The organism is Ruegeria sp. AN11 (genome assembly GCF_056536005.1).
In genome coordinates this window covers 231172-254939 of sequence record NZ_JBQFJD010000001.1, presented here as the reverse complement: position 1 = coordinate 254939, position 23768 = coordinate 231172, and the positions used below count along the sequence as shown (strand labels likewise).

General features: G+C 55.8%; 24 protein-coding genes and 1 pseudogene. 3 read left to right on the top strand and 22 right to left on the bottom strand.

The genetic code is table 11. The features are described from left to right. Positions 1-2 precede the first annotated feature (2 nt). The 15 genes from ACR3EQ_RS01310 to ACR3EQ_RS01240 all read right to left on the bottom strand — a co-directional run bounded on the left by ACR3EQ_RS01310 (position 3) and on the right by ACR3EQ_RS01240 (position 15130). Positions 3-311 (bottom strand): Dabb family protein, encoded by a 309-nt coding sequence (locus ACR3EQ_RS01310; protein WP_170614511.1) that lies wholly within the window; start codon positions 309-311, stop codon positions 3-5. A gap of 2 nt (positions 312-313) precedes the next feature. Further along, positions 314-1900, bottom strand: coding sequence for a GMC family oxidoreductase (locus ACR3EQ_RS01305; protein WP_480489600.1), 1587 nt, complete (start codon positions 1898-1900; stop codon positions 314-316). A gap of 16 nt (positions 1901-1916) precedes the next feature. Next, a complete protein-coding gene (locus tag ACR3EQ_RS01300; RefSeq protein WP_170614509.1) occupies positions 1917-2675 on the bottom strand; it encodes a 3-ketoacyl-ACP reductase in 759 nt (252 codons plus the stop codon). Beyond that, complete coding sequence (locus ACR3EQ_RS01295; RefSeq protein WP_480489599.1) at positions 2672-4162, bottom strand: GMC oxidoreductase; 1491 nt, start codon at positions 4160-4162, stop codon at positions 2672-2674. The genes ACR3EQ_RS01300 and ACR3EQ_RS01295 overlap by 4 nt, the downstream gene beginning before the upstream one ends. Further along, positions 4159-5271, bottom strand: a complete 1113-nt coding sequence (locus ACR3EQ_RS01290) for a sn-glycerol-3-phosphate ABC transporter ATP-binding protein UgpC (RefSeq protein ID WP_170614507.1) — start codon at positions 5269-5271, stop codon at positions 4159-4161. Before ACR3EQ_RS01290 ends, ACR3EQ_RS01295 begins: the two co-directional genes overlap by 4 nt. Positions 5272-5277: 6 nt before the next feature. Then, complete coding sequence (locus tag ACR3EQ_RS01285) at positions 5278-6159, bottom strand: carbohydrate ABC transporter permease (RefSeq protein ID WP_170614506.1); 882 nt, start codon at positions 6157-6159, stop codon at positions 5278-5280. Continuing rightward, positions 6159-7052, bottom strand: coding sequence for a carbohydrate ABC transporter permease (locus tag ACR3EQ_RS01280; protein WP_170614505.1), 894 nt, complete (start codon positions 7050-7052; stop codon positions 6159-6161). Before ACR3EQ_RS01280 ends, ACR3EQ_RS01285 begins: the two co-directional genes overlap by 1 nt. A gap of 101 nt (positions 7053-7153) precedes the next feature. Then, positions 7154-8404, bottom strand: coding sequence for an ABC transporter substrate-binding protein (locus tag ACR3EQ_RS01275; RefSeq protein WP_170614504.1), 1251 nt, complete (start codon positions 8402-8404; stop codon positions 7154-7156). 56 nt (positions 8405-8460) lie between these two features. Beyond that, positions 8461-9984: an aldehyde dehydrogenase family protein gene (locus tag ACR3EQ_RS01270; RefSeq protein WP_480489598.1), complete on the bottom strand. Its 1524-nt coding sequence runs from the start codon at positions 9982-9984 to the stop codon at positions 8461-8463. Positions 9985-9988: 4 nt separating this feature from the next. Beyond that, positions 9989-10756, bottom strand: a complete 768-nt coding sequence (locus ACR3EQ_RS01265; RefSeq protein WP_480489597.1) for an enoyl-CoA hydratase/isomerase family protein — start codon at positions 10754-10756, stop codon at positions 9989-9991. Beyond that, positions 10753-12324, bottom strand: coding sequence for an acyl CoA:acetate/3-ketoacid CoA transferase (locus ACR3EQ_RS01260; RefSeq protein ID WP_480489596.1), 1572 nt, complete (start codon positions 12322-12324; stop codon positions 10753-10755). Before ACR3EQ_RS01260 ends, ACR3EQ_RS01265 begins: the two co-directional genes overlap by 4 nt. Next, complete coding sequence (locus ACR3EQ_RS01255) at positions 12324-13325, bottom strand: Gfo/Idh/MocA family protein (protein ID WP_170806518.1); 1002 nt, start codon at positions 13323-13325, stop codon at positions 12324-12326. Before ACR3EQ_RS01255 ends, ACR3EQ_RS01260 begins: the two co-directional genes overlap by 1 nt. Positions 13326-13543: 218 nt before the next feature. Then, positions 13544-14368 carry a TauD/TfdA family dioxygenase gene (locus ACR3EQ_RS01250; protein ID WP_170614499.1) on the bottom strand — a complete coding sequence of 275 codons (825 nt, stop codon included), beginning with the start codon at positions 14366-14368 and terminating at the stop codon, positions 13544-13546. A gap of 43 nt (positions 14369-14411) precedes the next feature. Continuing rightward, positions 14412-14819 (bottom strand): SMU1112c/YaeR family gloxylase I-like metalloprotein, encoded by a 408-nt coding sequence (gloA2, locus tag ACR3EQ_RS01245; RefSeq protein ID WP_480489595.1) that lies wholly within the window; start codon positions 14817-14819, stop codon positions 14412-14414. A 20-nt stretch (positions 14820-14839) separates the two neighbouring features. Beyond that, positions 14840-15130 carry a winged helix-turn-helix transcriptional regulator gene (locus ACR3EQ_RS01240; protein ID WP_480489594.1) on the bottom strand — a complete coding sequence of 97 codons (291 nt, stop codon included), beginning with the start codon at positions 15128-15130 and terminating at the stop codon, positions 14840-14842. A 214-nt stretch (positions 15131-15344) separates the two neighbouring features. Here ACR3EQ_RS01240 and ACR3EQ_RS01235 point away from each other — a divergent pair, with 214 nt between their 5' ends. After that, a complete protein-coding gene (locus tag ACR3EQ_RS01235; protein WP_170614497.1) occupies positions 15345-15953 on the top strand; it encodes an NAD(P)H-dependent oxidoreductase in 609 nt (202 codons plus the stop codon). Next, positions 15940-16659 (top strand): glutathione S-transferase family protein, encoded by a 720-nt coding sequence (locus tag ACR3EQ_RS01230; protein ID WP_480489593.1) that lies wholly within the window; start codon positions 15940-15942, stop codon positions 16657-16659. Before ACR3EQ_RS01235 ends, ACR3EQ_RS01230 begins: the two co-directional genes overlap by 14 nt. Before the next feature lie 63 nt (positions 16660-16722). Here ACR3EQ_RS01230 and ACR3EQ_RS01225 read toward each other — a convergent pair. The 4 genes and pseudogenes from ACR3EQ_RS01225 to ACR3EQ_RS01210 form a co-directional block, all read right to left on the bottom strand. Beyond that, a pseudogene (locus tag ACR3EQ_RS01225) lies at positions 16723-17393 on the bottom strand (IS6 family transposase). A 450-nt stretch (positions 17394-17843) separates the two neighbouring features. Further along, on the bottom strand, positions 17844-18551 hold the full coding sequence (locus ACR3EQ_RS01220) for an IS6 family transposase (protein WP_480489592.1): 708 nt from the start codon (positions 18549-18551) through the stop codon (positions 17844-17846). 78 nt (positions 18552-18629) lie between these two features. Beyond that, positions 18630-19451: a phytanoyl-CoA dioxygenase family protein gene (locus ACR3EQ_RS01215; RefSeq protein ID WP_480489591.1), complete on the bottom strand. Its 822-nt coding sequence runs from the start codon at positions 19449-19451 to the stop codon at positions 18630-18632. Further along, a complete protein-coding gene (locus ACR3EQ_RS01210; protein ID WP_170614493.1) occupies positions 19444-20502 on the bottom strand; it encodes an L-idonate 5-dehydrogenase in 1059 nt (352 codons plus the stop codon). The genes ACR3EQ_RS01215 and ACR3EQ_RS01210 overlap by 8 nt, the downstream gene beginning before the upstream one ends. 69 nt (positions 20503-20571) lie before the next feature. Here ACR3EQ_RS01210 and ACR3EQ_RS01205 point away from each other — a divergent pair, with 69 nt between their 5' ends. Then, positions 20572-21339: an SDR family oxidoreductase gene (locus ACR3EQ_RS01205; RefSeq protein WP_170815676.1), complete on the top strand. Its 768-nt coding sequence runs from the start codon at positions 20572-20574 to the stop codon at positions 21337-21339. A 46-nt stretch (positions 21340-21385) separates the two neighbouring features. Here ACR3EQ_RS01205 and ACR3EQ_RS01200 read toward each other — a convergent pair whose 3' ends face one another. The 3 genes from ACR3EQ_RS01200 to ACR3EQ_RS01190 are packed head-to-tail and all read right to left on the bottom strand — an operon-like array spanning position 21386 to position 23757. Beyond that, entirely contained in the window at positions 21386-21976 is a 591-nt protein-coding gene (locus tag ACR3EQ_RS01200) for a LysE family translocator (RefSeq protein ID WP_170614491.1), read from the bottom strand. Between the two features lie 16 nt (positions 21977-21992). Then, complete coding sequence (locus tag ACR3EQ_RS01195) at positions 21993-22916, bottom strand: 2-hydroxyacid dehydrogenase (RefSeq protein WP_170417324.1); 924 nt, start codon at positions 22914-22916, stop codon at positions 21993-21995. Next, positions 22909-23757, bottom strand: a complete 849-nt coding sequence (locus tag ACR3EQ_RS01190; protein ID WP_480489590.1) for a fumarylacetoacetate hydrolase family protein — start codon at positions 23755-23757, stop codon at positions 22909-22911. Before ACR3EQ_RS01190 ends, ACR3EQ_RS01195 begins: the two co-directional genes overlap by 8 nt. Positions 23758-23768: the final 11 nt, after the last annotated feature.

Below are 23768 nucleotides of genomic sequence, written 5' to 3'. Positions count from 1 at the left end.
TTTCAAACCTCCAAATCCAGAACCAGAATACCGTCGATACCGCCTACGGCGTTCTCGACAAGTTGCGCGCCCAACGCCTTGTGTTTTTCGTTGTTCTGATACGTCTCCAGCGCCGCCCAATCGTCGAAATCGATTACGAACCCATGCATGTATCCGCGTTCGATCTGCTCGGGACTTTTACTGCGCCCCCCGGTGAACCCGCTGGCGCCGGGAAGGGCCTCAGATACTGCTGCGAGGCCCTTGTAGATGACTCCGATGGTCTTTTCGGTCACGTCGGGGCGAAATTTGGTCAGTACGATGTGGCGGATCATTTTCAGAAGCCTTGATCTTTTTTGATCATGTCAGCAGCCTTTTCGCCGATCATAATTGTCGGTGCGTTGGTATTCGATGAATTGACCGTCGGCATGATCGACGCGTCCGCGACGCGCAGCCTTTCGATCCCGTTGAAGCGCAGACGCGGATCCAGCACCGATTCGGCATCACTGCCCATTCGGCAGGTTCCAGCGCAGTGGTGCGAGGTTTTGGAATGTACGCAGATAAAGTCGAAATACTCCTGCTTGGTCTTCACATCCGGACCCGGCAAGCGTTCGGCCAAGATGTACGGCTTCAGCGCATCCTGTGCGAGGATGTTCTGCACCAGCTTTAGACCCCGAATGGACATCTCGCGATCATAAGAATCCGCCAGATAGTTGGGATCGATCAGCGGCATGACCGCGGGGTCTGAGCTTTGCAACCGGACGGTTCCGCGTGACCTTGGGCGCAGGAAACAGGCGTTCAGGGTAACTCCACCATTGGGCATCGCCTCGACCCCTGCCTCGATTCCGGTGCCAAGCCCCAGATGCATTTGAAGGTCAGGTGAGCGCGCATCCGGATCGGCGTACCAGAACCCACCCGTTTCAAACAGACTGGACGCGACCGGTCCCTTGCGGGTGAAAAGATATTGCAGGCCTGCGAAGGCTGAAAGGTGCAGCTTAGCGTAACGGTCGTAGGTGTGCGGGCCGGTCACTTCGCAGATCGAGTACAAGTCCAAATGGTCTTGCAGGTTCGCGCCGACCTGAGGTTGATGATAAACCGCGTCGATACCAAGACTGTCCAAATGATCCGCTGGCCCAATGCCCGATAGTTGCAACAAGCGCGGTGAACCGATGGCACCCGAGGAAAGAATGACTTCTTTCGCGGCGGAGATCTTGTCCCCGTTCACCATCTCGACTCCAGTCGCCCTGCCCTTGTCCACAATGATGCGGCGGACTTGTGCGCCGGTGCGCACCGTCAGGTTCGGGCGGCTGCGGTTGGGCGCAATAAACGCCATCGCGGTAGATGAGCGCCGCGCGTTGCGCTGGGTCAACTGATAGTACCCCGCGCCATCCTGTTTCGCGCCATTCACATCGCGTGTTTCAGGAATCCCCAATTCCCCGGCGGCCTTAATATAGGCGTCGCAGATTGGCAGAGGTGCTGCGGGCATGGACACGCCCAGCGGTCCGCCCTTGCCGTGGAATTCGTCTTCATAAGTGTCATTGTCTTCGGACTTTTTGAAATAGGGCAGCACGTCAGCATAGCTCCACCCCTCGCACCCCATCTGTCGCCAGTCATCGTAGTCCTGCGCCGCGCCTCGTGTGTAGATCTGCGCGTTAATTGCCGACCCGCCGCCAATCACCTTGGCCTGCGTGTAGGTGAAAACCTTGTTCTGCATATGCTTTTGCGGAACCGTGGACCAACCCCAGCTGCCGATGCCCTTGGTCATTTTTGCAAACCCGGCGGGCAGGTGAAAGAACGGGTGGCGGTCGGTTGAGCCGGCCTCTAACAACAGCACTTTCGCCGACGGTTCTTCGGAAAGGCGCGCGGCGATAACCGAACCTGCCGAGCCGCCTCCGGCAACAATGAAATCAAATCCTTCAGACATTCTGATGTGCCCTGCGTTAAAGACGTGAGATCGACAGACCGCCGTCCACCGGGATGGCGGCGCCGTTGGCAAAATGCATCTGCCCCTGAACCAGCGGGACAACGACGGCCCCGATGTCCTCGGGCTTACCCCAGCGTGCTGCGGGAACAAGACCGCCTTCGATACGGTCGGTGTACTTGTCGCGCACGCCCGCCGTCATCTCAGTCGCGATGATGCCCGGTCGCAGTTCAAAAACGCCGATGCCATGGGGGGCCATGCGCACCGCGAATAGCTGGGCCATCATCGCCGCGGCCGCTTTGGACACGCAGTACTCGGCCCGTTCAATCGACACCATCGTGGCACTGACTGAGGTTACAAAGGTTATCGAACGATAGGTGGCTTGCGGCTGCTCCAACATGCGCCGGGCCACATCCTGCGCCAGAAAGAACGCGCCGCGCAGGTTGATATTTTGCACGAAGTCCCAGTTTTCAGGCGTCAGATCCAGCATGTCGCCACGTACCGGTGCCCCGACACCAGCATTGTTGATCAGGGCTGTGATCGGCCCCAACTCGGCTTCGATCTGGTCCAGCAACACCGGTACGTGATCAATGTCAGACACGTCGTGCTGCACATAAATCGCGTTTGGGCCAAGCTCGGCCAAAGCCGCCTGCACAGCCGGTTTTTCAGGTGCCGATCTAGAGGCCACCGCGACCCTGTACCCCGCCGCAATCAAAGCGCGGGCCACCCCAAGGCCAATACCCTGCTGTCCTCCGGTCACCAATGCTGTTCCGGTCATACGGAAAACTCCGTTTCAATAATGTGACGACCCGCCCTGAGCGCCAGCGCGGCTATCGTAAGGGCCGGGTTAACCGCAGCAGACGTCGGAAGGACAGAAGCGTCGACAATGAATAGGTTCTTGTGGTCGTGGCTTCGGCAAAACGTGTCGACGACACTGCTGTCCGGGTCGTTGCCCATCCGGGCCGTGCCGCATTGATGCGACGGTGTGCGCCGATCAAATGGTCGAGAAAGTATCACAGGAAACCCTGCCTGTTTCAGATGCGCCTTTAACCGTTCGACAAGGGCCTCGTGCGCTGCCCAATTCGAGCGTTTCCAGTCCAGTGTGATCTGGTCTCCTTCGACCGTAACCCGGCTGTCCGGGTTCGGCAGGTCCTCGGACATGGCATAGAAATCAAAACTGCGATCGGCGATTAGCGCTGCAATCGGCCCCGGTAGGTGAGATTGCGACGAAAGGATCGGCCCGGTGATCTTTCCCAGCATCTGAATATTGCCCAATGGCAAACCACCCTGCCCGTCGCTGTTGTAATAATCGTTAAACATCAACGTTTTCTGATAGACTGCTCTGTTTCGACGCAACGGATGAAGGGCCAGCACCGCCGAACAATTGTGGTTCATAAAATTCCGCCCGACTTGATCGGACCGATTGGCAAGACCGGTTGGGCAATTGTCATTCGCGGACTGCAGCAACAGGACCGAGGACTGAACCGCGCCTGCTGCAAGCGCGATGACCGGCGCGCGCAGGGTACCGTGGCCGTCAACCTCGACACTCGTAACGCGACCATCGTCACCAACCGTTAGTTTTCGGACACGCGCACCAGTCAACAGTTCGACATTCCCGTGCTTCATTGCCTTGGCGATCGCACAGGTTTCGGCATCCATTTTGCCACTGCATGTATTGGGAAACGCATCCCAAGTCGTTTGCCCGGCCTGCAACCAGGTATCGATATCCACGCCCAACGGTACTGAGGATGGCGTCAGGCCTGCGTGGCTTAGCCGGTTTCTCAGGTCTGCAATATCAACCTCATCCGGCACAGGTGGGTGCGGGTAACCCCTACTGTGCGGCGGTTCGGTGGGGTCTTCTTTAGTGGTGCCACGCGCGTCGTAAAGCTGTTCTGCGGTGGAGTAATCCGTCTCCAGCACTTCGTAGGAAATGGGCCAGCCGAGCGAATGCCCCCCCATGTGCTGACGCGGCGCAAAATCCTCTTTCCGATAGCGGATCAAAGCTGCGCCGTAGAACTTGGAATTGCCACCAACGCAGTAGTAGTTTCCGGGGTTGAAAGGCTTGCCTGCTCCATCCAGCCATGTTTCATCGGGGCGGAAGTGCCCATTGGCAAAGATCGCCCTTGGGTCTCGATCCTGAGGTGAGGGCTGCAACCGCTCTCCCCTTTCAAGGATCAGAATACGACGGCCAGACGGAGCCAACGCTGCAGCCAGCGTTGCCCCCCCGATACCCGACCCAATGATTATAACGTCAGCCCTTTTCATGGAAGGATCCGCATCTCGCTTTCCGGATCAAAGGCCACTGCCTTTTCCATGTTCACCGCAAAGTTGAAATCCTGTCCCGGTGCAACCTCGGCATCCGAGCGCATGCGCGCGATCACATCTCGGCCGCCCAATTGCATCGAGACGAAGGTGTCCGATCCGGCAGGTTCTGTCACCACGATACGGTTGGTCATCTGCGCGATGTTCGACGACTTTCTGTCCGCACCATCCATGTCAGTGATCGTCTCAGGCCGGATGCCCAGCAGGATATCACGACCGTCCCAAGCGGCCAGATTGTCCTGACTGAACGGCAATTGCGCCGTAGATCCGTCGTGAACGGCGACCTCTGCGTGAGGGCGACCATTCAATACCGTGACCTTGGCCGGTACCACGTTCATTGCGGGCGAGCCCATAAACGTCGCGACGAAGATATTCGAGGGCGTGTCATAGATTTCCTGCGGCGTGCCCAGTTGCTGCACGTAGCCGCCGTTCATCACAGCGATGCGGCTTGAAAGAGTCATCGCCTCGATCTGGTCGTGGGTCACGTAGACGATGGTGGTCCCGAGGTTCTGATGCAGCTTCTTGATCTCAGTTCGCATGTCGACCCGAAGCTTGGCATCAAGGTTCGAAAGCGGCTCATCGAACAGGAAGACATCAGGGTTTCGCACCAGCGCGCGACCCATTGCAACCCGCTGACGCTGACCACCCGACAACTGCCCGGGCTTGCGATCCAGCAATTGCTCGATTTGCAACAGCTTGGCGACTTCTTGCATCGCTTTCTCGCGCTCAGGCTTGGGCACCCCGTGCATCTCAAGCCCGAAGGTGATGTTTTGCCCCACAGTCATGTTGGGATAAAGCGCATAGCTTTGGAAAACCATAGCGATGTTGCGGTTCGACGGGTGCACCCCGTTCATAACTTGATCTTTGATACGGATTTCGCCGCTGGTGATCTCTTCCAGCCCCGCGATCATGTTCAGCAGGGTCGACTTGCCGCAGCCCGACGGACCGACCAGCACCAGGAACTCACCCTCCTGCACCGAAATATCGACCTTGTGCAGAACCTCGACCGCCCCGTAGGATTTGGTCGCGTTGTCTATGTCCAGAAATCCCATGGGACTTTATCCTTTCACCGAACCCGCCATCAGGCCGCGGACGAAGTACCGTCCGGCCACGATGTAGACGAGCAGAGTTGGCATGGCGGCCAGAATGGCGCCTGCAAAATGAACGTTGTATTCCTTCACACCGGTGGAAGACTGCACGAGGTTGTTCAGCGCAACGGTCATCGGTTGGCTGTTGGCATCGGCAAAGGATGCACCGAACAGGAAGTCATTCCAGATGTTGGTGAACTGCCAGATGATCGACACCACTGCGATCGGCCCGGAACTGGGCAGAAGGATGCGCCAGAAGATCTGGAAGAACCCGGCCCCATCAATCTGGGCAGCCCGGATAAGCTCGGTCGGGAACACGGCGTAGTAGTTGCGGAAATACAGCGTGGTGAAGCCAATCCCATAGACCACGTGCACCAGTGCCAGACCCCAAGTGGTACCCGCCAGCCCGATGATACCCAGCATCCGCGCCATCGGGATCAGCACGATCTGGAACGGAATGAAGCAGGCAAACAGCATCAGACCGAATAGGATGGTGTCATATTTGAAGCGCCACTTGGTCAGTACATAGCCGTTCAGCGCGCCAAGGATGGTCGAAACGATCACCGCCGGAACAACCATCTTGATCGAGTTCCAGAAGTAGGGCTTCAACCCCGTAGGATCGACACCGATCTGAGCCGAGGACCATGCCTTGAACCAAGGCTCCAACGTGAACACCTGTGGCAGGTTCATCATGCCACCGCCGGTGATCTCCTCTAGCGGTTTCACCGAGTTTACCAGCATGACGTAAAGCGGTAGCAGGTAGAACAGACCGAACAGCAGCAGCACCAGATAGATCAAGGTGCGCGTGACGCGGCCAGTGCGGATTGCGGTATCCTGAGTTGCTTGGGACATCAGCGTTTCTCCCGCAATTCGGCATAAAGATAGGGGATCATGATCGCCGCGATGGTCATCAGCATGATCGTGGCCGAGGCCGCGCCGATCCCCATCTGGTTCCGCGTAAAGGTGTAGGAATACATAAAGGTCGCGGGCAGTTCGGTCGCACGGCCCGGTCCGCCTCCCGTCAACGCAATCACAAGGTCAAAGGTCTTGATCGCCAGGTGGCTGAGGATCACGAAGGCTGACAAGAATGCAGGGCGCAGTTGCGGGATGATGATCCGGCGATAGAGGTTCCAGTTCGAGGCCCCATCCATCTGCGCGGCCCGAAGGATTTCATTGTCGATACCACGCAGGCCGGCCAGAAACATCGCCATCACGAAACCGCTGGTCTGCCATACGGCCGCCAGAACAACCGTGTAGATTGCGTAATCCCGGTTCTTGATCCAGTCGAACTCGAAGCTGGTCCAACCCCAGGTGTGCATCACATTCTCAAGGCCGATACCCGGGTCAAGAAACCATTTCCAGGCGGTACCCGTGACAATGAAACTTAGCGCCATCGGATACAGGTAGATCGGGCGCAACAGCCCCTCGCCGCGGATTTTCTGATCAAGGACGATTGCCAAACCCAGCCCGAGGCAGGTGCAGATCACGATATACAGGCTGGCGTAGATGCCCATATTGATCAGCGATGTTTCCCAGTGGCTGAGCCGCCACAGCTTATCGTAGTTTTCCCACCCGACCCAACCAAAGGTCGGCAGAATGCGGCTGTCAGTAAAGGACAGGTAGACCGAAAACAGAATGAAACCGTAGACAAAGACCGTCATCATCGCGATCGATGGGGACAGGACCAGCTTGGGAATCCAGTTCTGAAGGCGTGTCTTGAAATCCGCGTCAGCTGAACCAGCCATGGCGCGCCCTCCTCGTTCGGGTAGTTGTAGGTCGGAGCGATTGCGCCCACTTGGTGACAGGGCGGCCAACCTGCCGCCCCATCGGGAGGATCACGATAAGATCACTTGGCGATCGAAACTGCGTCGACCAGTTCAACCACTGCAGTCTCGCTGTCATACTCGCCGTTGAAATGGGCTGTGACGACGTCATAGACCGCATTCTTCACTGATGCCGGCGCGGCATGGCCGTGCGCCATCGAACCAAACAAGTTGCCCGACGAAGCCGCTGCTGCCAGATCCTTCATGCCCTGTTGGCCGCAAGCATCCAGATCACTGCCATCCACGTCAGTACGAGCCGGGACAGAGCCCTTCACCTTGTTGAAAGCAATCTGGAAGGATGGTGAAAGGATCGCGCTGGCCAGCGCGGCCTGTTCAGCCGACACCGAACCGCCCTGATCGAACATCATGAACTGGTCAGCATTGAAGGTGACCTGATCCTGAGTACCCGGGAAGCGGAAGCACAAAAAGTCCTCACCCGGCACTTTGCCCGCGTTCAGGAATTCGCCTTTGGCCCAGTCACCCATCATCTGGAAACCGGCTTCACCGTTGATGACCATTGCAGTCGCCAAGTTCCAGTCGCGGCCCGAGAAATTCTCATCCACGTTGTCGCGAATGAACGCCATACGGTCGAACGCTTCCTTCATGGCGTCGCCACCAAGTGTTTCCTCGTCCAGGTCAACGAAGGCTGCTTTGTAGCCATCGGGCCCAAGTGTCGACATCGCCACAGCATCGAAGATGGTCGCATCCTGCCAGGCCTGACCACCATGCGCGATCGGTGTGACACCGGCAGCTTTCAACGCCTCAACCGCCGCGACGAATTCGTCCCAGTTGGTGGGCTGTGCAATACCGTTGGCGTCCAGCACCGCTTTGTTTGCCCAGACCCAGTTAGTCGAGTGCACATTGACTGGTGCCGAGACCCATTTGCCGTCATGCTTGGCAAACGCCTTCAAAGCATCCGGGACGACATCATCCCATCCTTCTTTCGCTGCGACCTCATTCAGATCAGCCAGCGCGCCCTGATTGGCCCAGTCCAGAATGTCGAAGCCCAAAGCCTGAACAGCAGTCGGCGCGTTACCGGCAGTCACACGAGCCCTCAGAACGGTCATCGCCTGTTCGCCACCACCACCCGCAACGGGCATATCGGTCCAACCGATTCCCTGCCCGGACAGGTCTTCCTTGAGAACATTCAACGCTGCGGCCTCGCCACCTGAAGTCCACCAGTGCAGAACTTCCACGTCTTCCGCGTGCGCAAGGCTGGTCGTGCAGAGCAGACCGGCCACAAACAGCGATTTTGTCTTCAGCAGTTTACGCATTCTTGTTTCCTCCCTTAATGCGTTCTTCTTATTCGGGACCAATCCGGTGCCCGATCTTAATCTTGCGGAACCCATGGCGCTCGGCTGTTGCCGATGCGCATGACTACTGATTTCACTTCGAAGAATTCCTCGAACCCGTAACGTCCGATTTCCCGCCCCTGCCCGGATTGTTTGAACCCACCGAAGGCGACCTCCGGGAATCCGTCCATCCAGGTGTTGGTCCAGACCGTTCCCGTTTCTGCACGACGGGCGAACTCAAGGCAGGTGTGAACGTTTTGGCTCCAGACCCCTGCCGACAGACCGTAAGCGCTATCATTGGTTAGCGCGATTGCTTCGTCCAGTGTTTTGAAGGTCAAAACGGACAGAACCGGTCCAAATACCTCATCGCGGGCGATGGGCATTTCTGGCGAGACGCCAGAAATCACTGTCGGCTGGTAGAACTGATCACCCAGACCATCGACCTCTAGCGGCTTACCACCCAAGTCTATAGTCGCGCCGCACGCTTTCGCTTGTTTGACATAAGCGTCTATCTTTGAGTTGTGCTCGGGCGTTACGATAGCTCCGACTTGCGTCGTCGGGTCCAATGGATCGCCAAATTTGACCTTGCGCGACAAGGCAACGACACGCCCTCGGAAATCGTCGGCGATGTCTTCGTGCACAATGATGCGACTGCTTGAATTGCAGCACTGGCCGACATTGAAATAGATGCCAAACACAACGGCATCCGCCGCTGCATCCAGATCGGCATCGGGAAAGATGACCTGCGGGTTTTTGCCCCCAAGTTCGAGCGCGACCTTTTTGAGCGTACCAGACGCAACTGCGCTGATCGTCTTGCCCACGGCTGTCGAGCCGGTAAAGCTGACCATATCCACGCTCCTGTGACCGGACATCAAGCTCCCGACGGGAACGCCATAACCAAGCACGATATTGCAGACACCGGCGGGCAATCCTGCTTCGACCAGCAACTCGCCCAGCATCAAGGTCGTCGACGGCGTCATCTCGGATGGCTTCACGACGACAGTACACCCTGCGGCCAGTGCAAATGGCAGTTTCTGGCTGAGGATCCAGAACGGAAAGTTCCAAGGCGTGATGATCGACACGACACCGATGGGTTCTTTCAACACGACACCCATCATATCCATGCCAAGAGTATTGTGACTGTCGCCGTGGGTGCTGCGTGCCAATGAGGCCGCATAGCGCCACAGATCTGCGGCACCGCCAACTTCGCCCTTGGATTGACTGATCGGCTTGCCGCTTTCCAGTGTTTCGATCAGGGCAATCCGGTCAACGTTCTGCTCGATCAAATCGGCGACTTTCAGCAAGACGGAGGCGCGTTCCTTGCCCGAAGCACGGCTCCAGGCACGGCTGTCGAACGCTTTGCGCGCCGCCTGGATCGCGGCCTGGGTCTCAACCTCTCCCCCCATGGCCGAACGGCTGACGATGTGGCCGTGCGAAGGAGAGCGGCGCTCGAACGTCTCACCCGAGGCGCTGTCCTGCCATATGCCATTGATGAGGTGCCGGCCTTCAAAGAGAGGCGGCAGCTCGAAGGGGATGGCAGGGTTGATTGCGATGTCTTTCATAATTTCAAAGGCCCGAAAATGTTGGGTTTCGTTTTTCCATGAACGCTGCGACGCCTTCTTCGCGGTCCGCCGAGGCGGCAATTGCTGCACTGCCGAGGGCTTCGACCGCAGCATGGCTGTCCTCACCGACCGCAGCGTGGATCATGTTTTTCGAGATTTCGGTGGCGCGGGGCGACAGGTCGTCAAGATCAACTGTGATCTCAAGCGCGCGCGCCAGAACCTCGTCAATCACCTCGGTCGCATACCCTAAAGCCAGCGCGCGGTCGGCACCAATACGGCGCCCGAAGAGTGCCATCTCCTTCACCGCAGCCTCGGGGATCAGCCGGGTCAACCGTTGCGTCCCGGACCAGCCCGGCACGATTCCAACCCGAGCTTCCGGCAAAGCCAGCGTGGACCGCGGGGTCATCAGGCGCAAATCGCAGCAACTGGCCAACTCCAGCCCGCCGCCGAAGGCGTGACCGTTGATCGCTGCAATTGTCGGTTTGCCGATCCGCGCCAGACGGTCAAAGATCCGATGGCCGTCACGGACCCAACGGCGCGCGAATTCGGCGGGACTCAGACCACCCCATGCGCCAATATCGGCCCCGCAACAGAACGCTTTTTCCCCTGCACCGGTCAGAACAAGCGCACGAATGGATGCGTCACGCTCGACCTCTTGCAGACGAGCCTCCAGCGCATTCAGCATGTCCACTGTCAGAGCATTGAGCTTGGACACGTTGTCCAATGTCAGCACAGCGGTCGCACCCTCGATATGAAACCCAAGCTTGCTCACAGCGTCATCCCCATCGGGCCAACTGCGAACAGAGATTTGGACATCTGAACCGCGTTCTCCGCGACTTTGACGCGACCGCCCGAAGCTTCGACAATGTCGCGCTGCGCCTCAATTCCGGGCATGATTTCCGTCGCAACCAGACCTTGATCTGACAGGCGAATAACGCAGCGCTCGGTTACATACAGCACGTCCTGACCGGTTTCCCGGGCACGGCGGCCGGAGAATGTGACATGCTCGACCTGATCCACCATCTTGGTGAATTTTCCGGGGGCCTTCACACGGATACCGTCATCCGCCAGATCAATCTTGGCGCCGGCTTCGAACCAGCCCGAGAACACGATCTTCTTGGCGCGCGCGGTAATATCGACAAAGCCACCGCACCCTGCAGTCAGATAGGGCTTCTTACCAAGTTTGGAGACGTTCACATTGCCTTCGACATCGACCTCAAGGAAAGAAAGGAACGACATGTCGAAGCCGCCGCCCTGGAAATAGATGAATTGCTGTGGGGACGGCACGAAAGCATGTGCGTTGGACGCGCAGCCAAAGGCAAAGCCGGTCAATGGGACGCCTCCAACGGCCCCTTGCTCGATTGCCCATGTCACAGCCTGAGTATGCCCCTCTTCCAACAAGACACGCGGGACCATGGCGCTGATTCCAAAGCCCAGATTGGCGCTCATGCCTGTGCGCAGCTCTTGCGCGGCGCGGCGGGCGATGACCTTTTCGACGCCATGCTCGGCCAGTGAAAAGCTGTCCCAAGGGCGCATAATCTGGCCAGAGATCGCAGGGTCGTACGACGTTTCCGTCGTTTGCATCTGCTTCGGGTCTTCAACGGTCAGATCGACCAGATGCCCCGGCACGCGCACGTCATGGGGGCGCAAGCTTCCGGCGGCAGTCACACGTTGAACCTGTGCGATCACGATCCCACCGTGGTTGCGTACACAGATCGCTTGCTCCAGCCCGCCCAGATAAGCACCTTCGTGTTCATAGGTCAGGTTGCCGAACTCATCCGCCGTTGTTGCGCGCAAAACACAGACGTTCGGGTTGATGTTCGGGAAATGCAGCCACGTCTGACCGTCGAATTCTCTCCGGTTCACGATAGGCGCTGCCGCGCCACGCGTATTCATCGCGCACCCTTCGCGGACAGGATCCACGAAAGTCTCAAGCCCGACCTGCGTCAGAACACCGGGCCGATGCGCTGCGGCCTCGCGATGCATGTCGAACAGAATTCCCGAAGGCACGTTATATGCGGCGACCCGATCCTCGACGATCATTTTCCAGATTTCCGGCATCTCAAGGCTGGAAGGGCCCGACGGGTATGATCCGGCGAGAACACGGTTTAGCAATCCATCCTGCGCCAGGTAATCCATGCCCTTCACGCCATACATATCCCCGGCGGCGATAGGGTGCAGCGTTGTAATGTTGCGCGGATGCCCCTCCGCGCGAAACCGCTCTCCTAGCGCCTTCAACACAAGGTCAGGGCACCCCAGTGCCGAGGACGACGAAACGGTGACAACAGCATTGTCGGGAATGCGAGAAACGGCCTCGGAAACGGAAACGAGCTTGGTCATCAGAAGCCACCATAGTCTACGTTGATGCGCTTACCTGACGCTGCGGCCTCACGAACGCTCAGCGCGACGGACAGCGATTTCACTCCATCAGTTCCATCCGCAGCTGGACGGCCCTGACCCGCTGCTGCGGCGACAAATTCGGAAACGCCCTGAATGTAGAGCGAATGCTCCGAAAACGGGATTTCTTCGCTTCCGGCTTCTGTCACCAGTTTTATTGCCCCGACTGGGCGCTGCGTCATGACGCCATCCGCAAAAATCGAGCCCTTGGTCCCGTGCACTTGCAGGCCCGAACCTGCAAATGGGTGCGTAAAGCTCTCGTGCGTCATGACCATCGCGCCCGAAGGCATCGTCCAGACGGACATGCACGAGTCTTCGACCCCCTGCCCCATCCCAGAGCTGGCCATTTGCGCAACGACAGAAACCGGGTCCTCATTAAGCAGGAACCGCGTAACATCCGCATCATGAACGACGATGTCGGGGATCACGCCGCCGCCGGCATCTGCTGAGTTGATGCGCCACCCCTGTAGGTTTCCTGGCAAATGTACCGCGTGATGTATACGCAGCGAAAGAACGTCGCCGACGCGCCCGTCTGCAATGAGGTCACGAATGGCACGATGGCTGCCAGAGCATCGCAGGTGGTGATTTGTACCAAAAGTTACGCCAGCCGCTTCGGCTGCGCGCACCATTTCGACACCTTCCTCCTGAGTCATCCCAAGCGGCTTTTCACATAGAACATGCTTACCAGCCAAAATGGCTGCCATGGCCTGACCGTGGTGCTTCTCATTGGTCGAGGAAACATAAACAGCCTGAATGTTCTCGTCAGAAAGCGCAGCGTCCACGTCCGTCGTTGCGTTGGGAATTCCGTGTTCCTTGGCCCAGGTCTGAACCCGATCTGGAGAATGACTGACGACCCAGGTCACGTTGTTGCCTGCCTGCCGGCGCACCGCGTCCAACATGTATTGCGAAGCTATTGTGCTCGCTCCGACAAATGCCCAATTCATCCTCTTACTCCGCAATTGGAACGTTCCAAAATCTTTAATGGAACGTTCCAATTGTGACAAGAGAAAATTCGACAGGCATTATATGCACAAGAAAATAAACAGAAATTTCGATACCGATCGCCCTTTTTTTAAATAGTGCACCGGGAATCGAGGGGGGGGGTGTTACAGCGTCGTCGCGCCCAAACTGAGTCGCAGAGGTCCGCCTTGTGCCACTTGCCTCACGGCTTCAAGGCAATCCCTTCAACCGTCACCCGGTGCATAAGGCGTCGAAAACCGTGGTAGTCGTTGATTGCCTTGTGCCACGTGGCTCGGTTATCCCAAATGGCGATATCCCCTGCCTGCCAACGAAGGCGGCATTGGAATTCGGGCTGCTTGCAATGATCATAGAGCATCCCAAGCACGGCCGCAGACTCATCTGCGCTCAACCCCTTGATTTCGGTGGTGAACACAGGATTTACGAACAGCCCACGCCTGCCACTAAGCGGATGCGTGATGACAACGGGGTGCAAGGCGTCTTGCGTGGCAGCTTCGGCATTACCCAGCCTGCCGCTTTTTGCGGCCTCTGATTCCATGTTGCTGGAGCCAAAGACATGGCGAGAGGAATGCACCGCCCACAGGCCATTCAGAAAACCACGCATCGTGGGCGACAGAGCCTCATAGGCAGCAGCCATTGACACAAACAGCGTGTCGCCGCCGTGCGGCGGGACTTCCAGGGCGTGCAGAATTGAGCCCATGGCCGGTTCCTGATCATAGGAGTGGTCGGTATGCCAGCCCTCTCCCACAGCCTCTTTCTGATCTTTCTCTTTCAAAACTGTGGCGATCTCGGGATAGCCGTCGACAGGTTTGAAAAAGCGGTTCACGTTAATCGGGCCGAACCTTCGCGCAAAGGACAGATGCTCTTGCGGTCTAACGTTTTGGCCCCTCAGTACGACTACGGAATACTTTGCGAAGGCTGACTTAATCGCGTCGAATTGATCTTCATGCCGGATGTCCGCCCCGACGATTTCAGCACCCAATCCACCGGTGAGAGGTTTTACTTCCATGCGCATTCCTCCCTGCTTTGCTCAGCCTAAAGAACGGGAAACATCACTTCAACGCAGTCGGCGCGGCTTCATACAATTCCAAAGGAAGATCGTCCGGATCACTGAAAAAGGTAAAACGGCGTCCGGTATATTCATCGACACGGATGTCTTCGACGGGAACACCCTTCTGTTCCAATCTGTCTTTCAACTTCTCGATATCGTCTACAACAAACGCAAGATGCCGCAGACCCAGCGCCTCGGGGCGGGACGTGCGTTTGGGCGGGTTGGGAAAGGAAAACAACTCAATCTGAGTACCATCCGGCAAAGCCAAGTCCAGCTTCCAAGATTGCCGCTCGGCCCGGAGATTTTCCGCAACTATCTCCAACCCAAGCGTTTCTGAATAAAATGCCTTGGACTGCTCATAGTCCGAACAAATGACCGCAGCATGGTGGATTGCTTTCAAACTACCCACAGACTCATTCCCTCATATTATCAGGTGGTTCGATCCAACTCCTGAGGTAATTCTTCGCTCCACTTTCGAAGCTCTTCGAGAAAACCAAGAGCTGTCTGGCCAAATTCGGTAACCGAATATTGCACGGAAACAGGAGCGGTATCCATTACCTGCCGGCGAACCAGACCCTGCCCCTCAAGTTGACGTAGTCTTTCAGTGATCATCTTCTTGCTGGCACCGCCGATCATGCGCGACAGATCGTTGAAGCGCACTGGGCCATCTCTAAGGTGCCACAAGATCGACCCCGTCCACTTTCCGCCAATAATCCGCATACCGCGTTCGATTGCACATGGTTCCTGACAGGCCTCTGAGACCTTTCGGCGCCCTTTGGCATCCTCATCAATTCGCGCCCGCATCGTCGTCCCTTCGCTCAGACATCTAGGTTACTAAAAGTATACTAGTTGATTTATCACACCCTCGCAATCAAATGCTCTCTGAACCCGCTGAAAGTCAAGGGTTCAGAGATAGTACCTATAGGATATGGACATGAGCAAAATCCTGATCGTCAACGGCACCCAGCCCTACGAATTCGCCCCCGGACAGTTGAACGCCAGCCTCGCCAAACGCGCACGTGACACGCTGACCGCAATGGGTCACGACGTGCGTGTGACCACCGTCGCCGACGGCTATGATGCAAATGCTGAGGTCGAGACGCATCTGTGGGCCGATACAGTCATCATGCAGTTCCCGGTGAACTGGATGGGGGTACCGTGGATATTCAAAAAATACATGGATGAGGTATATACGGCTGGCATGGATGGCCGCATGTGCGCAGGTGACGGTCGAACGACCGACGCGCCCAAAGCCAATTACGGTACCGGGGGCACACTAGACGGTAAGAATTACATGCTGTCGGTTACGTTCAACGCCCCAAAAGAAGCGTTCGATGATGCGTCGGAGCCTTTCTTTGCGGGCTCCAGCGTCGACGACCTGTTAGCGCCGATGCACCTGAACGCAAAGTTCTTTGCCATGCAACCCCTTCCGACTTTTGCTGCATTCGATGTTATGAAGGACCCGGAAATCGAGGCCGATTTCGCTCGATTTGACGCGCATCTAAAAACCACATTTGCCGAGCTTGAACATGTCCCAGCCTGATATCCATCTCTACACCGCTGGAACAATGAACGGGTACAAGCCGGTTATCTTCCTGGAGGAGGCAGGCGTCCCCTACGACCTGACACATATCAATTTTTCCAAGCAGGAACAGAAGGCGCCGGATTATCTGGCGCTGAACCCAAATGGAAAGATCCCGACAATCGAGGATCGTTCGGAGAGGCGCGCCATCTTCGAATCCGGTGCGATCCTGTGGCATCTCGCCGAAAAATACGGAAAATTCCTGCCTTCGGATCCGGTCAAACGGTCAGAGGTCATGCAGTGGATGTTCTTTCAGGTCGGCCATATAGGCCCAATGATGGGACAGGCGATGTACTTCCAGCACATCGCCGCACCAAACGGCCACGAAGAGCCGTTCTCAATCCGCCGCTACGTGGACGAAAGCCGCCGCTTGATGGAGGTGATGAACACGCGCCTGGATGGGCATGAATGGATCGCCGCGGACGAATACACCATCGCTGACATGATGCTGTACCCATGGGCACGCGCTTATGTCTGGGCGCGGGTAGGAGTGTCGGACTTGCCGCATCTGAATTCGTGGTTCCACCGTATTGATGCCCGGCCCGCCGTGCAGCGCGCGCTGACGATACCCAAGGCAAACCCGCAGTTCTGGGACGCCGACGCGGATGCCAGCGCCTTTGCAAAGGAAAACGCGGCGCGGTTCTCCAGTGATGTGAAAGGAACCTGAACCGGTAAGAGACGTTGTCAGACAATTTCGAACCAGTCTCAGCTGGGTCAGTAGAACTGCTCTTTACACGGCGCCAGGTTCGCGCCACTCAGCGAGAGCGGCGGTGTGTGTCAGCTTGAAGGTGTCACGGCTGGTCAGCGATCTTGCCCGGTTGAAGTGGTTGCAAACGGAGGAATGGACGGAGGCGCATTTCTGTAAGCTTCGCATGCGCCTGAAACGTTGCATGGCGCGTTCGCGTCGTTGAAACGGGCGGTGCGCATCCTCAACCCGGTTGTTGGGCCACCTGCCCGTCCTTTGTTTTTCGAGAACACCCAATTGTCTGAGCGCAGCCTTACAGGATGCTAAACGATCCGTGTCACTTCATCATTTTCTTAAGGAGTTTCAATACCGCCTGCTTGTTTCGATGTTTGGTGACAACGGCTTCCAGCACCTCGCCTTCGTGATCAACAGCCCGCCAAAGAAAATTCCGCATGCTATTCACCTTCGCGAAAACCTCGTCCACGTGCCAATTCCATTTGGAGAACGCGCAGTTGCTGCACACGCCTCCGTCTTTTCTCAGCAGCAAACATCGGGCCAAACCTGTTCCACCAATATCGGACAGTTTCGTGGCTCACGTCGATGCCTCGCTCGTGCAACAGATCTTCGACATTTCGAAGTGAGAGCGGGAAACGGATGTACAGCATCACAGCAAGGCGGATGATCTCGGGGCTGGTTTTGAAATACTGGGGGATCATCTTTGTATGAGTAAAAGCCACGAAAGCTCCCTGACTCGCTCAAGCAAAGCTCTTCTGACAAGAACGATGAAACAATTCCCTGTTCCCACAAGAAAATTCCCTGCTCCAACATCCAGGGATGTGTGCGACATAAGCCGCTGAAAAACATACAATTCTGACACGAAAAATGCCTGTACTCGAACCCATCTCACGATAATTTCCTGTAAATTGCAGACTATCAGGGAAATCCAGCCCAAAGCGACCCCGCCAAAATGCGGCACTGAGACTGAGGCTTGAATCGTGCTCCGAGTGTACGGTCTGCTCCCTCTCAGATTGAAAACGCATGCGCCAACTCGCGGGAATTGCGTCACAATTCCGGATCAGAAAACACGACTGAAGTGAGACAGGTATGAGTGGCGGTGCTGTCAGACGAATTCGAACCAGTCTCAGTTTGCCGCGGAAACCGCGAACCTATCCGGAACAAAGTTGACGCCACTCGCTAAGAGCGGCGGCGCGGGTCAGCTTGAAGGTGTCTCGACTGGCTAGCGATCTTTCCTGGTTGAAGTGGTTGTATACGGAGGAATGGACGGAGGCGAATTTCTGCAAACTTCGCATGCGCCTGAAACGCTGCATCGCGCGCTCACGTCGTCGAAACGGCAGGTGCGAATTCTCGACGCGGTTATTGAGCCACCTGCCCGTCTGCTGTTTTCCGGTAGCGCCGAGTTCTCTGAGAGCAGCCCGATACGACGCGAAACGATCGGTGACTACTTCTTCAGCTTTACCGTGCCGCTTCATAAATTTACTGAGGAATTTCAGTGCTGCAGCCTTGTTTCGGCGATTGGTGACAATGGCTTCCAGCACCTCGCCCTCATGATCAACGGCCCGCCAAAGATAATGCCGCTTGCCATTCACCTTCACGAAAACCTCGTCCACGTGCCACTTCCATTTGGAGTATGCTCTCAATTGCTGAACACGCTTTCTTCGGATCTCAGCAGCAAAAATTGGACCAAACCTGTTCCACCAATACCGGACAGTTTCGTGGCTCACGTCGATGCCTCGCTCGTGCAACAAATCTTCGACATCCCGAAGCGAGAGCGGGAAACGGATGTACAGCACTACCGCCAAGCGGATGATCTCGGGGCTGGTATTGAAATACTTGAAAGAGGCAGATTTGGTCATGAGCAAAAGCTACGAAAGCCCCCTGCCCGTCTCAACCCAAGTTCTTCTGACAAGACCGTTCTGAGCTTATGAAGGGATTCACTTCACTCCGGCGAAGAGTATTTGTTTTTTGCGGTCTGCATCCCTTTGACACACAACGAAATCCTCCTCATGCAAAAAGCCCTGAGGGGAGGACGCAACTAAAAAATGCCCAAAATCGTCTCGCCCTGCGACTAGCGCAACCAAAGTTTTCACGCCGTTTTGCTGTTTCATTGAGGGCTTTATGAAACGCAACGCCGCACCAATGCGTCTATCGTCTGTGTTATTGGGTCCTGATGCGTGGAAAAGATGCCCGTGATGCATAGATGCTTGCCCCGCACGCAATTCGGCAGCGACTGCATCTCTTTCGTTCACATCGACTGCGATTTCCTGCCCACGTGACAACAGATTGTTTTCGCTGAAGGTGTCCACGTGAGGCACGATACGGCTTTTGTGGCTGCCAGGAACAAATTTCATACACCCGCTTTGCTCAGACGCTTCTGAAATCGCAACCCAGCACGTAACCTCTTCAGCATCATCCAATCCCCAATAGGTCAAGTCTTGGTGCCACGAGACTATCTTCGATGATCGCGCTTCTTTTACGAAAAGTGCACCGCTCCAAACCATGAGGTCCGACCCCAACACAGTTGAAGCAGCCTCAATCAGCTTCGGATGGCGAAGAAGTGCATCGAATGATGGTATCAGCCTGTCCGGATAAGAATATAGAAGCTTGAGTTTCTCTGGGTCGTCTCTGAGAATGCGCTCTGCTTTCTCAAAATCATCGCGCAGCGTTTGGACCTCAGAAGCTGTCAGGATATCCAGCGGAGCTACGAAACCATCTCGTTCATAAGTCTTTGCAATATCGCGCGTGCGTCTATCCATCGTCATTATCCGGAAAAGTCAACTGCACCTTCATTGATTGGCTTCGATCAGACGCGACCTCGAAAGCAGTGACGGCCTCGCCAACCTCGAAGGAATGCGTCACCAACTGGTCGACATTTATTAGTCCACTTCGCATCATCTCGACTGCGACTGAGAACTCGGAATGGAAACGGAAAGACCCGCGAAGCAGTATCTCTTTTGCAGTCAACGCCTGCATCGGCACTGTCATATCTCCGCCCAGACCAAGCTGAACCAATGTTCCACCCGGTCGCAAGCAAGCGACACCAGAAGCCAGAGCCGATTGAGCCCCGGAACACTCCAGTTGGACATCAACTTGGCCCTTGTCCTTTTCAAACTGCTCCAGTTTTTGCGGATCGGCGTAGGTGTTGATGACATCGTCTGCCCCGCATTCAAGCGCTAGAGCGAGGGTCTGGTCCGAGATATCTGTCGCCACTATTCTGGCCGCCCCAGAACGACGCACCGCCAAGATCGTGAGGCATCCGATCGGACCACATCCCGTGATAAGTACCGTTTTACCTAGGAGGCTCCCGGCTTGTTTAATCGCGTGCAAACAGACCGCCAGAGGTTCGGCCGTGGCGGCCTGGGCAGGACTCAACCCATCTGCCGGAACGCATTGACCGGCTTGTGCCACGAGTTTGCTTTGAAATGCGCCTTGGATATGCGGAAACGGCATCGCGCTGCCATAGAACTTCATATCAAGACAGTGGTTTTGCTGCCCGATCAGACAATAAATGCAGGCTTGGCAAGGGCGGGATGGAGAAACTGCAACGAGTTGACCTAGGTGTAGCCCATCTACACTTGACCCAACTTTCACGATTTCCCCGGCGACTTCGTGTCCTAGCACCATCGGCTGACGCAACTTTATCGCACCGAAACCACCGTGGTTAAAATAATGCAGGTCAGAGCCGCAAATCCCACCCGCGCGCATGGCAATCAAGACTTCGTCTGGCCCCACGTCTTGAACGTCCCGGTTTTCCAACCTCAGATCTTTTGCGGCATGGATAACAACAGCAACACTGGCCGAAGACATTGCACGGACTCCCTATACAGATTGCCAAAAGATACGGATAGTCGGTGCTGACAACCAAGGGATTTTTGCATGACGCTTGAAATGTTCAACCTAAAGGGAACGCGCGCACTGGTAACAGGCTCTAGCCAAGGCATTGGATTTGCGTTGGCTCGTGGCTTGGCTGCCGCCGGCGCGCAGGTCGTTTTGAACGGGCGCGACACCGCGAAATTAGCGGCAGCAGCATCCGAGTTGAGTGAAACAGGCGCCTCGATACGTGAACTTTCGTTCGATGCAACCGATCATGAAGGTGTCCGATCTGCCGTGGACAACTTTGAAGAGAACGTCGGCCCCATAGACATCTTGGTAAACAACGCCGGCATGCAACACAGGACTGAGTTACAGGATTTCCCTGCTGATGCCTTCGAGCGCCTATTGCAGACAAATGTCGCGTCCGTCTTTCACGTCGGTCAGGCTGTAGCACGGCACATGATTGAAAGAAAGTCAGGTAAGATCATCAACATTGCGTCGGTGCAATCCGCATTGGCACGACCAGGTATTGCGCCCTACACGGCAACAAAAGGTGCCGTAACGAACCTGACAAAAGGTATGGCAACTGATTGGGCCAAGTATGGTCTAAACTGCAATGCCATTGCGCCTGGATATTTCGATACACCTTTGAACGCCGCATTGGTTGCTGACCCAGAGTTCAGTGCATGGCTGGAGAAACGTACCCCGGCCGGTCGCTGGGGCAATGTAGAAGAACTTGTCGGTGCCGCCATTTTCCTTGCGTCCCCTGCATCCAGTTTCGTCAATGGACATACGCTCTACGTCGATGGCGGGATAACGGCGTCACTTTGATTTTTGGCGTTCAATCGTCTGCTAGGTACGACTTACGTACACTTGTTTAAAGCGCCGACGCCAAAGCAATCACCACAACAACCATCAATGAAGCCGCCATCGCAAGGTTGATCCTTTGATGCGATCTCTCGCTTAAATCAAGGCTACCCAGCTTTGCGCCAGCCCCCAGCCAGATCATGTGCACTGGCACCCAAATCATATTGAAAACTATAATTTTTATGACGACCTCCCAAACCGGCGCATCCGGCAAAAAGGCAAACCCTGAAAACAATGCTGTGCCGACCACATAAGCCTTGGGATTAATGAACTGAAGTGTCAGCCCGTTCGCAAATCCAAGTGGCGAAACCGCAGGGGAAAACCCAACCTTTGAGCCAGCGCTGGCAATACGCCAGGCGAGAAATCCCAAATACCCGACAGAGGCAAATAGCAGGAAAGTTCTAAGCACCGGTATAGCCAAAGCTACCGCAGCGACTCCAGAGACAACCAACATCATGTTGATGAACCCGCCCAGCATCAAACCAGCGACGAAGGCGAGTCCAGCTCGAAAACCAAATGCGGATCCAATGCCTGCAGTTGTTAAAACACCTGGGCCCGGCGTAATCAGCAAAAGGAAAACCGCAACAGCAAACTCAAACACTTTTCAGATTGACCTTTTACAGATCTCTGCATTCCGGCACCGCTGTGATCACAGATCCGTCCTTAAGGTGTTGCAGGAGATTGTCGACGGTTAGGTCACCCATTGCTGCTCGTGTCTCAATAGTCGCGCTACCAGCGTGAGGGAGCAGAACGACATTGGACAGCTCTCGCAATGCCTTTGGAACACGAGGTTCGTCCTCGAAGACATCGAGCCCCGCGCACCCTAGCTCACCGTTTTGCAATGCATTGATGAGGGCAGTTTCGTCGACGACCGAACCTCGGCTAACGTTTATTAGAGTGCCGCCTGCCCCCAACGCGCGTAACACCTCAGCGTTGACCAGCTTATTGGTCGACAGGCCGCCGGGCGTGATGCATATGAGGACGTCCACATGTTCTGCCATCTCAACCAAATTATCGAAATATCGGTACGGGACATCCTTTTGATTGCGGGTGTGATAAGAGATTTCGGGTGCCCACGGCTCCAACTTATCAACGATCGCCTGACCAATGCGACCAAGACCAAGAATGCCTATTTTTTGATTGTCGGCTGATCGCGTCAAAGGGGCATTTCCTTCAACTTCCCACCGTCCGGACCGAACGTAATCATCGTCACGTATGAGTTCTCGATAACATGACAGAAACAGCAGAACGGCGGTGGTTGCGACTTCTTTGTTCAAAACATTGGGCGTGTGCGTCACAACAATCCCGCGCTCAGCCGCAGCATTTGCGTCGACAGCGTCGTAACCGACCCCATAGACACTGATCATCTTCAGGTTACTGAGTGATGTCATCAGGTCGTGCGGAACACCATCATGCCCGTTTGTAACGATATGCGTAACACTTTCCGCGTTGAAATCGTCCAATTGATGAATGTCGAACGCTGCAGACAGGCGCTCTCGCATCCGTTCAGTGATCCCTCCGATTTGCAACAAGTCAGTCATCTTGGCCGACCTTTTGCCGCTGAACACCAAGTCCATCGATGCGAAGCTCCATGACGTCGCCTTTTTTCAGATAAACTGGTTCCGGTTTGATCCCCATTCCAACGCCGGGCGGTGTTCCCGTTGAAATGACGTCACCAGGGTGCAGTGTGAAAAGTTGACTTAGATGCTCAATGATCTCGGCAACGGAAAAGATCATCGTAGCAGTATTCCCGGTTTGCATGCGCTGACCGTTTACATCCAGTGACATTCCAAGGCTTTGAGGATCCGGCACCTCATCCCTGGTCACGAGCCAAGGACCAGTAGGGCCAAATGTGTCGCAAGACTTACCTTTGGTCCATTGACCGGTCAGTTGAGTTTGAAAATGTCTTTCCGAAACGTCGTTTACGATGCAATAGCCCGCAATATGTTCGAGCGCATCGGCCTTGGAAACGTATTTGGCCGTCTTACCGATGACCACACCCAGTTCGCATTCCCAGTCGGTGTGTGTAGATCCCCGCGGCATGACAACGTCGTCATAGGCACCTATGACGGCTGAGTTGGCCTTGAAAAAAAGTATCGGATGCTCGGGAATATCTGCGCCGGTTTCTGCAGCATGGTCCGAGTAGTTCAAACCGATGCAAAGAAATTTACCGATGTCACCGACACATGGTGCGATACGAGGATCACCCTCCACAATTGGCAGGTTGTTCGAATCCAATGAACGCAAATTGTCAAGCGTTCCATCATCCAGCACGTCACCCGTGATATCGTTGATATGGGCGGACAGATCCCGCAATTGACCCTCAGAGTCGACCAGGGCCGCCTTTTCCGAGCCCTCGGCTCCGTAACGAACAAGTTTCATTTCTGTTCCTT

What these genes read in the sequence shown, in the direction of transcription:
- ACR3EQ_RS01310 (WP_170614511.1), bottom strand. Translation starts at nt 311, where the DNA reads ATGATCCGCCACATCGTACTGACCAAATTTCGCCCCGACGTGACCGAA.
- ACR3EQ_RS01305 (WP_480489600.1), bottom strand. Translation starts at nt 1,900, where the DNA reads ATGTCTGAAGGATTTGATTTCATTGTTGCCGGAGGCGGCTCGGCAGGT.
- ACR3EQ_RS01300 (WP_170614509.1), bottom strand. Translation starts at nt 2,675, where the DNA reads ATGACCGGAACAGCATTGGTGACCGGAGGACAGCAGGGTATTGGCCTT.
- ACR3EQ_RS01295 (WP_480489599.1), bottom strand. Translation starts at nt 4,162, where the DNA reads ATGAAAAGGGCTGACGTTATAATCATTGGGTCGGGTATCGGGGGGGCA.
- ACR3EQ_RS01290 (WP_170614507.1), bottom strand. Translation starts at nt 5,271, where the DNA reads ATGGGATTTCTGGACATAGACAACGCGACCAAATCCTACGGGGCGGTC.
- ACR3EQ_RS01285 (WP_170614506.1), bottom strand. Translation starts at nt 6,159, where the DNA reads ATGTCCCAAGCAACTCAGGATACCGCAATCCGCACTGGCCGCGTCACG.
- ACR3EQ_RS01280 (WP_170614505.1), bottom strand. Translation starts at nt 7,052, where the DNA reads ATGGCTGGTTCAGCTGACGCGGATTTCAAGACACGCCTTCAGAACTGG.
- ACR3EQ_RS01275 (WP_170614504.1), bottom strand. Translation starts at nt 8,404, where the DNA reads ATGCGTAAACTGCTGAAGACAAAATCGCTGTTTGTGGCCGGTCTGCTC.
- ACR3EQ_RS01270 (WP_480489598.1), bottom strand. Translation starts at nt 9,984, where the DNA reads ATGAAAGACATCGCAATCAACCCTGCCATCCCCTTCGAGCTGCCGCCT.
- ACR3EQ_RS01260 (WP_480489596.1), bottom strand. Translation starts at nt 12,324, where the DNA reads ATGACCAAGCTCGTTTCCGTTTCCGAGGCCGTTTCTCGCATTCCCGAC.
- ACR3EQ_RS01255 (WP_170806518.1), bottom strand. Translation starts at nt 13,325, where the DNA reads ATGAATTGGGCATTTGTCGGAGCGAGCACAATAGCTTCGCAATACATG.
- ACR3EQ_RS01250 (WP_170614499.1), bottom strand. Translation starts at nt 14,368, where the DNA reads ATGGAAGTAAAACCTCTCACCGGTGGATTGGGTGCTGAAATCGTCGGG.
- ACR3EQ_RS01240 (WP_480489594.1), bottom strand. Translation starts at nt 15,130, where the DNA reads ATGCGGATTATTGGCGGAAAGTGGACGGGGTCGATCTTGTGGCACCTT.
- ACR3EQ_RS01235 (WP_170614497.1), top strand. Translation starts at nt 15,345, where the DNA reads ATGAGCAAAATCCTGATCGTCAACGGCACCCAGCCCTACGAATTCGCC.
- ACR3EQ_RS01230 (WP_480489593.1), top strand. Translation starts at nt 15,940, where the DNA reads ATGTCCCAGCCTGATATCCATCTCTACACCGCTGGAACAATGAACGGG.
- ACR3EQ_RS01220 (WP_480489592.1), bottom strand. Translation starts at nt 18,551, where the DNA reads ATGACCAAATCTGCCTCTTTCAAGTATTTCAATACCAGCCCCGAGATC.
- ACR3EQ_RS01215 (WP_480489591.1), bottom strand. Translation starts at nt 19,451, where the DNA reads ATGGATAGACGCACGCGCGATATTGCAAAGACTTATGAACGAGATGGT.
- ACR3EQ_RS01210 (WP_170614493.1), bottom strand. Translation starts at nt 20,502, where the DNA reads ATGTCTTCGGCCAGTGTTGCTGTTGTTATCCATGCCGCAAAAGATCTG.
- ACR3EQ_RS01205 (WP_170815676.1), top strand. Translation starts at nt 20,572, where the DNA reads ATGACGCTTGAAATGTTCAACCTAAAGGGAACGCGCGCACTGGTAACA.
- ACR3EQ_RS01195 (WP_170417324.1), bottom strand. Translation starts at nt 22,916, where the DNA reads ATGACTGACTTGTTGCAAATCGGAGGGATCACTGAACGGATGCGAGAG.
- ACR3EQ_RS01190 (WP_480489590.1), bottom strand. Translation starts at nt 23,757, where the DNA reads ATGAAACTTGTTCGTTACGGAGCCGAGGGCTCGGAAAAGGCGGCCCTG.